Below are 12,983 nucleotides of genomic sequence, written 5' to 3'. Positions count from 1 at the left end.
CGATCTTAACCTGTAATCGTCATGCCAAACGTACTGCCAATTCGATGAAAGTAGGTGCTCGAGGACATCACTGCGCCAACTCTGAATTGGGATAACACTCCTGAAGCGCAGACGTCAATACGGCATGACCAGCCCCATGCCGAAACCTAAGAGCAACATTTTAGCGGCACTGTTAACTTGAAAGTGTCATGCCCATTGTTATAGGTAAAAAACCGCTGTTCTCTTTAGATGAGAACAGCGGTTGCTTTTTAGGAAAGAGAGAAATTCCCTCATACTCGTGAATCAAACGCATAGGTACCATGATTCCTGCGTTATTGATAAAGTAGTCGATACGACCGAAAGTCTCTACTGTCTTTTCAACATAGTTTATTACATCTTCTTCTCGAGATACATCTGCTTTAATAAAGATGCTTGAATGTCTTGCTCCTGTGCAAGTAGTAGTGTTTCTTGACCTGCCTGTTCATTGAAATCGACAAGGGCTAAGTTGTATCCCTGTGAAGCAAGTTTTAATGCAACCGAACGTCCCAATCCTGTGGCTGAACCTGTAATTAGCGCTACCTTGGAATTATTCATATATAACACCTTCCTCAAACCCGTTTATATTTTTTACATGTTTCCGAATTCATGATAGCATGATAGCAAAAAAACTTATAAACACTCACTTCTTTCAGTGTAGTATTTACTACACAAGGGCAAATCTCAGAGAAGCATTAATCGACCTTTTGCAGCATACTACTTATGCTTTGGTAAACGTAACCGACATCGCTAAGCAAGCTGGTGTTAACCGTGTTACTTTCTACAATCACTATTCTTCGAAGGATGAATTAATAGAGGAAATTCTCGAATTGCTGATCGAAGAATATGTTGCATTAATCAACAAATACGAACCTGCTGAACTTGAACTTTTCATTCAACTCAATTACACACATTATGATCAACATGCGAAAGGCTACAAATTGCTCTTATCGGAGGAGTTTCCAGAATACAAAAAAATATATATTGAACATTTACAACAAAGCATTCGTAGTATCCTAATGAAAATGAGGAGAAATCCAAACATTAGCGATGAAAATTATAACTTTCTAATTGAGTGGAATGTCGGAGGCACGTTACAGACTATACACAACTACCTCAAAGAGGAAACGAGGCCTTCCCCTGAAATTCTTTCTCAACGAGTAATATGGATGACAACTTCAATGTTTCTAGACTGAAATACAAGACCAAGCGACAAGGAATTCGCTTTTGCTTCATGAAAAGGGTACAATTCACTTCAAGTTAACTTTAACTATTAAAGGAGCATCTTACATGTACAGTATTAGTGAAATTGAGAAGATCACAGGTTTACGTCCCTCCACGCTACGTTATTATGAACAAGAAGGCATATTGCCGCACGTTGAACGGAATGCTTCAGGTAGAAGAGAATATTCTGAGGAGGTTTTAGAGTGGCTTGAACTGGTTGTCGCTTTAAAAGATACGGGAATGTCTATTGAAGACATTAAGGCTTATACAGAGCTGATTCGCCAAGGTGATCCTTCCCTGGATGCCAGAAAACAATTTTTGCTTATGCATAAAACTAAAGTGGAACGTACTGTGGCTCAGACTCAGTTCCATCTGGAAAAGATTATTCGGAAGATAGCGATTTACGATGTTTTAATGCATAAGAAGATGAAATAGCTATGAATATTTATTTTTCAAAATGAGTATTGACTTCAAGTTAACTTTAAGAGGTAGAGTAAAGTTATTACCTTGAAGGAGTGATTACATTGTCAGAATCAAAAGTTTGGCTTATCACTGGATGTTCAACAGGATTTGGGCGACACATCGCGCAGAAAGCGATTGAAGCAGGTTATAAAGTTGTCGTGACCGCACGTAATGTTCAGCAGGTAACAGATCTTATTGCCGGGCATGAGGATCAGGTAATTGCTCTCCCACTGGACGTGACTAGTCCAGAACAGATCCGCAATGTGGTTGACCGCACGATTGAGAAGTTTAACCGTATAGATGTGCTTGTGAACAATGCAGGTATCGGATATTTCAGCTCCGTTGAGGAAAGCGTAGAGGAAGAAACCCGTAAGATGTTCGAGGTTAACTTCTGGGGTCTCATGCATGTAACCAATGCCGTTCTTCCACATATGAGATCACAAAAAAGTGGTCACATTATAAACTTCTCATCCATTGGTGGTCTGGCTTCATTCCCGACCCTTGGCTATTATCATGCTACAAAATACGCTGTTGAGGGCATATCCGAGAGTCTCTCCCAAGAATTGACACCTTTTAATATTCATGTGACTTTAATAGAGCCAAGCGGTTTCCGCACAGATTGGGCTGGCCGTTCTTCTGTCAAAACAGAGACAAGCATCCCTGAGCTTAAAGAATCCATCGTCGGACAAATGTTGCAAGGGATCGAACTCGGTGCTGGTCAAGAAACTGGAGATCCTGCAAAGGCTGCCGAAGCAGTTATTAAAGTTGTGGAAACAACAGAACCGCCTCTTCGTTTGTTGCTGGGACAACAAGCCTACGATACAGCGACCTATAAATTTAACAGCCTGCTTGCCAGCATAGAACAATGGAAAGAAACAACGATAAACGCAGATTACAAATAAAAAAAGCTTGAATTACAAAATCCCACAGGGCATCACTTTTTTATGTGATAGCCTTGTGGGATTTTGTTACTTGCCAGAAAGTATAAGCTGTTTACGATTTTTATTTCGATGCATAGCCTGGTTTGGATTTAGTCTTGAGAGATGAAGCAACTAAAGGTTTCTGCTCCACGGAATGAATGCCACTCTAGTTTACCAATACGCTTGCTTCTTTGTTTTCAAGCATGTACCTTGCATCTATTATCCGAATGTCGCTTGCATGATCGGTTAGAACTTGAAACTCTGGCCAGGCAGTAACAATGACACAAATATCACTACCTGCTACGATTTCATCCAGTGAGTTTGCCATCTTTAATGGATAACCGTAGTGCTCTTCAAAATTCCTCATAGCCATCGGATCATAAGCAGAGAGATTCGTGCATCCCTCATCCAGAAGTGCTTCGATAATCCCTACAGCGGGGGAGTATCTAACATCATCGCTTCCAGGTTTGAAAGCTAAACCGAGTATGCCGATTTGTTCATCCCGATGTTTTAGACTTCTGATTACCTTTCTGACCGTGTGTTCAGATATATCAAGATTTACTTCCATAACAGCGTTCAATACCTTTGCTTCAACACCATGTTGATTTGCCGCATTTTTCAGAGCAAGAGTGTCCTTAGGAAGACAATATCCTCCGAATCCGCAGCCGGGATAAACATAATTAATCATTCCAGCCGGAGACCCTGACCAACGTTTATCCATGTGCAAGAGGCGGAATAACTCAGGTATATTCACCTGTCCTATATGTTCTGCAATTAGTGCCTGTTCATTTGCGAAGCTGATCATCGTTGCGAGCAATGCATTGGAAGAAAATTTGAGCATTTCTGCTGTTTCTGCGCTCACTTGGGCATATGGCACAGTAAAACTTTCATAGAGCTTTACAAGTGAATCTGACGTTACCCGATCTAATTCACCTATGATGATTCGATCAGGATGCATAAAGTCATCCCAAGCGTTACCTTCTCTCAAAAACTCCGGATTGTATGCCAAGCCGATATTTTGTCCAACTCGAAGTCCGCAATCCTCTACAACTGGCTTGATCTTGGTGCGCATTGTGCCTGGGGGTATAGTTGATTTGACTATGATGCTTGGATATGCATCTTTAGATGAAAATCGACATATGTCTTTAACCACATTAAGCAGCATAGACAGATCAAGGCCTGCTCCTTCAAGGTAAGGAGTACCGACACATATAAAAATCAGTTTAGCATCGGAAAGGGATTCCTCCAGACTGTCACACAGTACTAAATTTTCATTCAAATGTTTGTTCAGCATAGTGGATAAACCTGGCTCATGAAATGGAAGTTCACCCTTGCTCAATTCTCTTGTTTTATAGATATCCGAGTCATATGCCTTTACCGAATAGCCCTTTTCCGCAAACCCCAGCGCGGCGGTTAGTCCAACAAAACCTAATCCAATAACAGTAATATCTATGGAATCTTTTATATTCATCTCCCCACCCCGCAACTGATCAAGTAACGCCGGATTCCTTGTTCTAATCCGATTTCAGGATTGAAACGAAGTAGTTTTCTCGCTTTTTTAATGCTGGGGCATCTTCGTTGTGGGTTATGAGTCAAATAATGGGGATCAGCTGATTTTTGATATGTAACTGCAGGAAAATACCCTGTTAGTTCCCTTGAACATTTAGCAAATAGTTGTGCCAGACGGGATACACTGATTTCTTGGGAATCGGCTCCAATATTAAATACATCAAATTCAGAATGAGTGATGACTTTAAAATACCCCACGATGGCATCCGCAATGTAACAATACGTTCGGGTTGGTGTACCATCTGATAGAATATCAATTGCTCGCTTTTCTTTGATCGCTTTGGCAAAGTCTGCAGCAACTCTCTGATCACTCAGCTCAAGCCCGGGACCATAATTGTTGAAGGGGCGAACAATACGCACGGGGAGCTGATGCTCTTGATGATACAACGAGCAGACCGTTTCTCCCATCCGCTTGGACTCATCATAACAAGCCCTCGGCCCAATGGTAGCTACATTACCGTTGTATTGTTCTGAGGTGGGTATATACTCTGGATCGGGATCACCATAAATCTCGCTGCTTGAAAAATATAATATGCCTTTCGGTTGGTGAGACAGACAAGCATGTAACAGACGCTGCAAGCCAAATACATTAGCCTCCAGCGTACGCAGTGGATACTTCCGGTAAAATGATGGTGATGCGATGGATGCCATGTGAAAGATATAATCAGTCCCCGAAATATAATCAGAAAATGAATCCGTAGTCACGTCAAAGACAGCTGCAGTTAAGGGCTCCCCTACGGCCTGAAGTCGTTCAAGCCATGAAGGGATTCCTTTAGGAAAACGATCCAAAACAGTAATATGTTTAATCGGCGTGCCTGACCTGTTTATATGTAAAAGGGCAAGCACGAGGTAGTAACCAATAAAACCTCCACCTCCGGTAATTAAAAACCGACATCCTGAGAATAAATGTCTCTGCTCCAATTTTTGAGTTATATAGTTCAAGTCTTCTTCAATGATTTCGTTTCCGAAGAAACCAGGCTCCCAGTGAAGGTTGAATGTACGAGATTGGTCATGTTCTATTGAATCTAACCCCATATTTTCCATGGTGCATTCCCTTCCTCCCATAATTGTTCCAATTCCTGTTTGTCCCGAATTGTATCCATACACGCCCAATAACCTTCATGATAATAGGCCATTAATTGCCCCTGATGAGCAAGTTCTGGTAACACATGGCGCTCTAATTCTGTCTGATCTCCATGGATATAATCCAATACCTTTGGTTCCATAACAAAAAAACCCGCGTTTATCCATTCATCAGATAACTGCCCCTTCTCTTGAAAGGAAGTTACTGTACGATCCTGACATTTCATTATGCCAAAGCGGGCTTTGGGTCTAACTGCTGTTACGGTTACAAGCTTGCCATGACTTTTATGGAAGCTTATCAGCTTATGAAGATCGATATCTCCGATACCGTCGCCATAAGTTAACATAAAGGGTTCACCGTGTAGACGCTGTTTCAATCGCGCTATTCTTCCCCCGGTCATTGTGGCTTGTCCCGTATCGATTAGATTGATTTTCCAGTTCAGTTTTGTTGCTGTTAGTAAATCGGTTTGATTTTGATCCAGACTCACCGAGAAATCATTATATAAAAACGGGTAATCCAGAAAATACTTTTTGATATAATTAGATTTATATCCCAGAGCAAGCTCGAACTCATGAAACCCCTGCGAACTATAGATATGCATAATGTGGCACAAAATTGGCATTTCACCGATCTCAACCATAGGTTTAGGGCGTACTCTCGTTTCCTCTGCAAGTCTTGTACCTAAACCTCCGCATAGAATCACTGTTTTCATTAGAAGTGACTCCCTTCGTTTCCGGTTTCGCGATTCATTGTTGCATGTTGCTGTGCGTATTCCATAATCGTTTGATGACATATCATTCGTTCAACACTTAAATGTCCTTCAGCTTGCCGATCATCAGGGTGAAGACAGCGATTGGCGAAGGCCTGTAGTTGATTCACATAATAATTCATGGGTTCAAATTGTTTTAAATAAGTCTGCGGATTAGAATCGTTCAGACGGATTTTCAAGCTGTAGAAGCCTGTTAAAGGTCTGAAAAAGTTCGGGACAACCACGGTTGCCCGCTCAAAGTAAAGCGTATGCATGGCTTTATAAGGGAGTTCGAATGAAGTCAAAACATTCGCTTCAAACCCATTACCATATCGAAGTTTGGCATTAAACGTCCAGTCACAGCCATCGGGGCCATCAAAATTAGAAAAAGCTGAAACTCGACTTCCTTCCAGGCCTACCAAATGCTGTATCCATTGAAGCCAGTAACAACCAAGGTCATTAAAGCAACCTCCACCCTTGAGTTTCACACTTCGATAATTATCACGATGACTTTTGGGTGCTGGAATGCTAATACGGGTTTCTGTCCGATTTAACAAGCCGTATTGACCAGAGTTTACAATGGCTTTGAGAGCAGCTTGCCAGGGATGATGTGCAGTTATTATCCCTTCCATGAAGATGAGTGAAGGAGATTGTTTCAGAGCACTCGCAAGCTGCTGGGCATCCTCCTTCCCTAATCCTGCAGGTTTTTCTACAAGCACATGTTTGCCAGCCTCAAGTGCACGTAAAACCCATTCCATATGGAGGTCATTGCTAAGTGCAATATAAACGGCATCAACATGCGGATGCTCCAGTACCTCCTCAAGAGAGTGCAGGACATGAGGGATGGAGTACCGTTGGGCCAGGTGAAGTGCCTTCGAGCGGGTACGATTAGCTATGGCTACTACCTCCACCTGTGGTATATGCGAAATGACATCCAAAACAGCACGGCTAACGATAGCTGCACTGCCAAGTATGCCAAGCCGGCAAGTGTTTTTGTTGAGCTCGTTCATATATGAGTCAGCGACGATGAGCCATGCAGGTATAATACATTGCATTTTGAACAGGCGGGGGACAACTGTTTTCCTAATGTGGTTCGTATTTGATCATAAGCTTTCGAATGCCAAATATCGGATAATGATTGATCATGCAAGTTGCCTACAGAAAATTCGGAGAAAAACTTACAGGCACTTACATTGCCTGTTGGTGTAATATCTGCTCTTGTGCTCAGTGCCAAACAATTCGAAGCACAGCGTGAAGTCATTGAACGACCACTCACGAAATCTTCAATTTCATCAAAGTCCAGTCCAGGCTGATATCTTATCCGTGTTTTCCATGTATGTTCATTAATTGCACTGAGATCCATCATTAATGCTGGAATATGCTCGGGTTTGATGTGATATTTAAAAGCATGCCAGCTGCTGCGGTGCTGCTGGTCCATGGGATGAAGCCAATTAAAGTTTTCCTGAAAAAAGGTATCCATTTCTGCCGACGTTTCATGTGAGATATACCAGGGGAAACATAATAAAACCAGATCAATCCCTTTTTCTTCAAAGAATTTCATTAATGGAAGTAGTTGACCAATCATACTGTCGTTAATTACCGTGTGTATCGATATTTTCCCCTGAAACTTTCCTTCTTTACGTAGTTCCATCAGCCGGTCGATCTGTTTCATCACTTTGTCAAAGGATCCTTTTCCACGTATCAGATCATGTTCTTTCTCAAACCCTTCAATGGCAATAAGTAACTCAAGGTGAGGTGAGATACGACACAACTCATCTTCAAATTTCTCGATCAGGTATGCGTTAGTACAAATCGTTGTTTCTCGGGGGTCTTTTTCAAGCAAGTCGAGAATACCACGAATATCCCGGTGGAAAAGCGGTTCTCCACCCCATAAATACAGTCTGGACTTCGTATGATGAGTTTCTTCCAATACTCGCTGAAAAACAGCAAGGTCCATGTCCATATTTTGTTCCGTTTTATCCATATCATGATGGTAGCCCGACTCATTCCACTGGTAACAGTGTTTGCATCGCAGATTGCATCGATTGGTCAGTTTTAACGCAACCACTTCGGGCATGTCCATCTTAAATGAAGGGTTTAGCTTTCGCTCTCTATGCGGAATAACCACATTTCTCATCGTTCGTTTCAAAATCTCAAATGATTTATCATCCATTTCTACCCGACTGTTAGGCTGCATCATATCTCTTCCTTTCAGACTGAGATTTTGTTAAAAACTTTATGTCCGCGTTCCCATTTAGGGTTTTTCGTTATAAAACAGGCAGCAACCTTGGCAGATAGGCAAAAGATGCTTACGAAGATAACGCCGATATTGCTTGTACTTTTCCCCTCTCCAGATCGCAGCAATGCTCTCATCATTAACGTTGCCCAGCGTAAGATCATAATAAGCATGACAGGACGTAACATCACCTCTGGCGTTAATTTCGGTGCTTATCCACGGAAAAGGGCAGCGTTTTTTGATATGCGTCATCGAATGCCAGTCTGCGGAAAAGTATTTCCTGATGTTATCCTCCGACATCATTTGAGGATACGTATTCATATATTTGTTGTTTTTTTCGCAAAATTCAGCTAGACGCTGGACTTGTTTCTCAATCAGACCCGCATCCATGTCCGAAAAAATGGCTGGATCACAAACAAATCCTTTGGATAGAGGCGCTTCTTGCACTCCAAATTCTTTTCTGAGAATCCCGCTATACTGCTGATGGTTTTCCTCCGTTATATAAGCCTGCAGCTCAATACTGATGCAATCCAGCTTGGAAATATCAATGGATTCAAAGAAAAATCGTTCCAGATGCCGGTGATTTGCAGGTGTAACGACTGTACTAATCCCGATCTGCGGGTACGCACTTCCCGCTTGTTCTCTTAAGGAAAGTAGTTTGTTGATTCCGCGAATAGCTTTTTTAAAAACTCCCTTACCACGCTGAGCATCATTAATTTCTTCCGGACCATCAAGTGAAATCCATATCCGTTCAGGCGGATATTGAATTAACATCTCTGCATGTTTCTCCAAAAGCGTTCCATTCGTCGGAAAATGAACTTTACTCCCTGCTTCATGAATGGCCTGAAGGATTTCACCAATTTGAGGATGCAGCAGAGGTTCCCCTCCGTAGAGCTCATAGTAAGGTTGTGCGGGTTTGCAGGTTGCGATAATATCACGAATCACATCGATACTTAATTGGTTTAAAACCTTATACTCACGATAAGGACCGTTCTCTCCCCATTCGTAACACATTCTGCATCGAAGATTACAGCTCTCAAGCAGTTGTAAAAAAACCCACTTGGGTAATGAGACATCAAGATTTGGCATGGTTATTGTGGATTCGATCTGCATGTAATGCCTCCTTCTCGGAATGAATGAAGCGGCTCATATATTCTGTGGGATAATCTTGAATCTGTTGCTGTCTAGAGATCAGATTATGAGCAAGTTGTGCTAGTAGATCTTTGGAGTAGCCCTGCTCAACCCATACGTTGTACGGTATGCCAAACCCGTTTTCCTCCCAGATGGATGCATTACGCTTCTCATGCTCACCAAATGGTTCAAGCATAATGAGTGGTGTGCCTGATGCTAAAGAATCCATCAAAGCCCCTGCACCAGGCTTGGATACAACCGCCATGGCTTGGCGAACTAATCCATATAGTCCGTGATGCTCAATGGGTGTCTTGTAAACAAAGGGTTTACCAGAATCCGTAATAACGTATGGAGGAAATGTGTGCAAACCAGACTCGTCTCTGAACCATGTCCTCCAATGAGGATCATTCATTACATAGCGTAAACCTGGCGTATTTGAAGGGACCACCTCTTCTTCCGTGTATGCTACAATATCCAAGTCATACCCGTGTTCAGTGTCCAAGAGCTGACGAAGCTTTTCCCTGAAGGTTCCAACGCCCCATCCTCCTCCATGAATAACGAGACGACTTGCGCGTTCTTCATATGGAACCGACGGTTTATCATCCACATCAAGTCGATACATAATCTCAAGCCTGTTCGGATGATACAGCGGAATTTCCCGATAAAATGAGGCATAGTCCGGTTTAAGCTTCAGTAATTGTTTCCATGAGGGGGATAGACTGGAGTCCACATACAACAGATCCACGTCAATCTCATCCTTTGTTCGTTCACGCAGAATATCCAGCAAGTGGACCCAGTGCCCGGACAACACGATAAATCGAGTACGTCCTTCCTCCAGCCACTGGTCAAGTAGAGACTTTACTGCAGCGGAGTTCAGACTTTGGCGAATGTCTCCAGGTATTCGTTGTGATGCAAGAGCGACAGCGAAATTTTCACGATAAGCCTGTCTGCTTTGGTCTGTTTTGAATTGCTTGTCCTCATTCATCACGTTTTCGAATACTTCAATGCAGGTTTCCAGGCCGAGTTGCTGTAACCTTTTTGCGATGATTAGTCCTGGGATATAAAAACCCAATCCGAAACCGGAACATAATATAGTAATCTTTTGACCCATTTGCACCGTCTCCCCTAGCATAGTAAGTTTGGAATCCCGACAAACTCGGGCTAGGTAATCATGTTTATCCCTGAATCCAACAATGACTGGTTAACTCCAGCAACTACATTTTGCATATGCTGCTGGCTCTCATAAATAACTGCAAAATAGAGTCGTCCCATGGTACGTTCATTCTGATCACGATTTATCAAAGCAGAAATAAGAGTTCCGGAGGAGAGTGGCAAGATGCCCATCCCTCTCTCTTTGGTGTACAAGATCTGCTGTTGATTTAAATTTTGAAGCAAGTGCTCATATTGGAAACGGGCAGGAACTGCGAGATTGAACTGTACTAGGCTGCTATGCAGCTGTGTGTTGGTAATTAAATCATCTACACCGTGTTTAATTAAACTCATGGATTTGCGGGCATTTATTTCAACCAAAGGTTCAATTGAATGATCTTGTAATATCATAGAATCGATACAAACATCACCGAAATAGCCGTCTTGATATAATAAGCGTCCGATTTCTAACACTTGATCCGTATAACCGGAATCATATAAGTGCGCTTTGAAGGATTCACTCATCGTATGTGAAGCACCGAATGCGTATCCATGATTATCAAGTTGTTGAAAAGAAACGAGTTGAACCTCGCCCGATTCATGAATGTAAAGCTGGCAAGAGAAATCAAATTTACGATCCAGCAGAGGTTCTACGACAAAACGAATCAACTTTTCCTGTGCAACTTGCTTATCCAGGTGCTTGATCAAACGAAGCAAGGCTTTTTCGGAGTGAATGACGAAATTTCCTTTTCCGGACACACCAAACTCATCCTTTAATAGTACAGCTCCGTCACAAAGCATTTTTCTGGTGATCGCAAGTAGTTGCTCCCTCCCCTCGACCACTCTGCCGACATTCGGCAGGTTCAATCTATCGCGCATTTCAAGTGAGTACGATTTAGCATTAATGCGCTGTACAATATTTTGCTCGGGATAATGGGATGCAAGATGATGCCTTTGTGCAAAAGCTAGCATTCCGGGTATTGCCGCAAACGCTTCCAAGGTTGCTTTTTCCAAAGAAAAGCAAGATAGTAGTTGATCCGTAACATTAGAGAGAGTCATGATTTCAAAGACATTTAAGTGATCCATTTCGTTCTCCCTATCTGAGGTAAACCAGGGATTTCGATTCATATGGATGTCATACCCGATCGAGCGAATATAATCATATTGAACGGAGTCCATGACATGGCGAGTAAGCAGCAAGTCTCCGGTTTTACAAAAGACAAACAGAAGCTCGTCCATGGAATCAGTAATCTTCTTTGTTTGTATATTCTGTATGGCAGGAATAGAAGCAAGCCGGGAATCGCGCCAGTACCGCTCTGCTTCAAATGATCCACAATGTAGAGCAAAATTCATACGCTGGCCATCTGATGGATGAATTGTGAAAATTTCTGCACGGATTGCAGATGCTCCAGACTGAAATGATCAAAATCAACTTCAATATCGAACTCTTCTTCAATACGTAAAATAAAATTGATAATCTGCAGTGAATCCATTCCTGCATCATGAGTCAGATCAGAGGATTCATTCAGCTTGTTAACCAGGCTTGGGTCTTCCTTGATTTCAGCTATGATCTCAATAATTTTAGTTGTCATTGTATACAGCCTCCCTTTTTCGCATTACCACTACGATATCTGTCTGAGGTACAAATAAATTGTAATTCGTTACATGCACTTGTCTTGTTTCGGTTACGGATTCAATCTTTAATTCAGGAGGAATACAGCGCTCAATGTGAGCAATTAACGATTCTTTCGTAAATCTCCAAATTACACCATCAATCGAAGAGTTCGCCATATAGCCACTTTCCATTGTAGAACCTGAAAGAGGCTTGAGAACAACCGGGTCGGCAATAATGATAGATCCACCGTCACGTAACAGTCTGGAGCTCTCAACGAAGGCTTTTTTGTGATGACGAATGTGATGAAAGCTTCGTGCAAACAAAATCATATCGCAGCTATGATCAGGTAAAGAAGTCGGCTTATCAATGAAGGCATGGATATAAGAATCAAACCTTCCCCACTTCTTTCCAAGTTTCAGAGCATTTAAATTTGGATCCATGTTGAAAAAACGAACATCCTTCTGCTTGCGAAGATACTTGTTTAATAAACCTGTACCACAGCCCACCTGAAGAACATCGCCCTTTAAAGGGGGTAAAACTTTGTAGACATTACGAGGAATAGGGAAATTTTGAACGTACATGGCCAATTCGTAGAAAATCGGATAACGCTCTTGCAATCGAACCAATTTACTGGTATAGAAAGGCTTCCGCTTTTTGTGACGTTTAAAGTCCCATTTGTTCAAATAGTAGACAGGGGTTAACAGCAGGAACAGAATAATAAAGACACCTTGTACGCCATAAATCCCCAATTTTTTAAAACGATCATTGGAATTACGAGGCATCATTTGTTCAGAAGTATTGAAAATGATCACTCCCCTCTCACAACGCTA

The 12,983-nt window shown here is 42.0% G+C and carries 13 protein-coding genes and 1 pseudogene; 3 read left to right on the top strand and 11 right to left on the bottom strand.

Annotation, left to right across the window (positions count from 1 at the left end; genetic code table 11):
* Positions 1 to 172 precede the first annotated feature (172 nt).
* Positions 173 to 573: pseudogene (locus EC604_RS26145) on the bottom strand (SDR family NAD(P)-dependent oxidoreductase).
* Between the two features lie 59 nt (positions 574 to 632).
* Between EC604_RS26145 and EC604_RS26140 the strand changes: the two are divergent.
* The 3 genes from EC604_RS26140 to EC604_RS26130 all read left to right on the top strand — a co-directional run bounded on the left by EC604_RS26140 (position 633) and on the right by EC604_RS26130 (position 2,603).
* A complete protein-coding gene (locus EC604_RS26140; protein ID WP_123066958.1) occupies positions 633 to 1,211 on the top strand; it encodes a TetR/AcrR family transcriptional regulator in 579 nt (192 codons plus the stop codon).
* 94 nt (positions 1,212 to 1,305) lie between these two features.
* Complete coding sequence (locus EC604_RS26135; protein ID WP_123066957.1) at positions 1,306 to 1,674, top strand: MerR family transcriptional regulator; 369 nt, start codon at positions 1,306 to 1,308, stop codon at positions 1,672 to 1,674.
* A gap of 80 nt (positions 1,675 to 1,754) precedes the next feature.
* On the top strand, positions 1,755 to 2,603 hold the full coding sequence (locus EC604_RS26130; RefSeq protein WP_240037230.1) for an oxidoreductase: 849 nt from the start codon (positions 1,755 to 1,757) through the stop codon (positions 2,601 to 2,603).
* A 184-nt stretch (positions 2,604 to 2,787) separates the two neighbouring features.
* Here EC604_RS26130 and EC604_RS26125 read toward each other — a convergent pair whose 3' ends face one another.
* The 10 genes from EC604_RS26125 to EC604_RS26080 are packed head-to-tail and all read right to left on the bottom strand — an operon-like array spanning position 2,788 to position 12,779.
* A complete protein-coding gene (locus EC604_RS26125) occupies positions 2,788 to 4,092 on the bottom strand; it encodes a UDP-glucose dehydrogenase family protein (protein ID WP_123066955.1) in 1,305 nt (434 codons plus the stop codon).
* Complete coding sequence (locus EC604_RS26120; protein ID WP_123066980.1) at positions 4,089 to 5,225, bottom strand: NAD-dependent epimerase/dehydratase family protein; 1,137 nt, start codon at positions 5,223 to 5,225, stop codon at positions 4,089 to 4,091. The genes EC604_RS26125 and EC604_RS26120 overlap by 4 nt, the downstream gene beginning before the upstream one ends.
* Positions 5,216 to 5,986: a glucose-1-phosphate cytidylyltransferase gene (gene rfbF / locus EC604_RS26115; RefSeq protein WP_123066954.1), complete on the bottom strand. Its 771-nt coding sequence runs from the start codon at positions 5,984 to 5,986 to the stop codon at positions 5,216 to 5,218. The genes EC604_RS26120 and rfbF overlap by 10 nt, the downstream gene beginning before the upstream one ends.
* Positions 5,986 to 7,032: a Gfo/Idh/MocA family protein gene (locus tag EC604_RS26110; protein ID WP_161557055.1), complete on the bottom strand. Its 1,047-nt coding sequence runs from the start codon at positions 7,030 to 7,032 to the stop codon at positions 5,986 to 5,988. The genes rfbF and EC604_RS26110 overlap by 1 nt, the downstream gene beginning before the upstream one ends.
* Positions 7,029 to 8,219: a radical SAM/SPASM domain-containing protein gene (locus tag EC604_RS26105; RefSeq protein WP_123066952.1), complete on the bottom strand. Its 1,191-nt coding sequence runs from the start codon at positions 8,217 to 8,219 to the stop codon at positions 7,029 to 7,031. The genes EC604_RS26110 and EC604_RS26105 overlap by 4 nt, the downstream gene beginning before the upstream one ends.
* Before the next feature lie 57 nt (positions 8,220 to 8,276).
* Positions 8,277 to 9,371 carry a radical SAM protein gene (locus EC604_RS26100; protein WP_240037229.1) on the bottom strand — a complete coding sequence of 365 codons (1,095 nt, stop codon included), beginning with the start codon at positions 9,369 to 9,371 and terminating at the stop codon, positions 8,277 to 8,279.
* On the bottom strand, positions 9,334 to 10,500 hold the full coding sequence (locus EC604_RS26095; RefSeq protein WP_123066951.1) for a UDP-glucuronosyltransferase: 1,167 nt from the start codon (positions 10,498 to 10,500) through the stop codon (positions 9,334 to 9,336). The genes EC604_RS26100 and EC604_RS26095 overlap by 38 nt, the downstream gene beginning before the upstream one ends.
* A 50-nt stretch (positions 10,501 to 10,550) precedes the next feature.
* Entirely contained in the window at positions 10,551 to 11,891 is a 1,341-nt protein-coding gene (locus tag EC604_RS26090) for a hypothetical protein (protein WP_123066950.1), read from the bottom strand.
* Positions 11,888 to 12,130 carry an acyl carrier protein gene (locus tag EC604_RS26085; protein WP_123066949.1) on the bottom strand — a complete coding sequence of 81 codons (243 nt, stop codon included), beginning with the start codon at positions 12,128 to 12,130 and terminating at the stop codon, positions 11,888 to 11,890. Before EC604_RS26085 ends, EC604_RS26090 begins: the two co-directional genes overlap by 4 nt.
* Positions 12,120 to 12,779 (bottom strand): class I SAM-dependent methyltransferase, encoded by a 660-nt coding sequence (locus EC604_RS26080; RefSeq protein WP_205127956.1) that lies wholly within the window; start codon positions 12,777 to 12,779, stop codon positions 12,120 to 12,122. Before EC604_RS26080 ends, EC604_RS26085 begins: the two co-directional genes overlap by 11 nt.
* Positions 12,780 to 12,983: the final 204 nt, after the last annotated feature.

Origin of the sequence: Paenibacillus amylolyticus, assembly GCF_003719335.1 — a bacterium.
GTDB classification, from domain to species: Bacteria; Bacillota; Bacilli; order Paenibacillales; family Paenibacillaceae; genus Paenibacillus; species Paenibacillus amylolyticus_D.
Note: the sequence above shows the minus strand (reverse complement) of the source record. Positions and strands in the feature narration are given on the sequence as shown.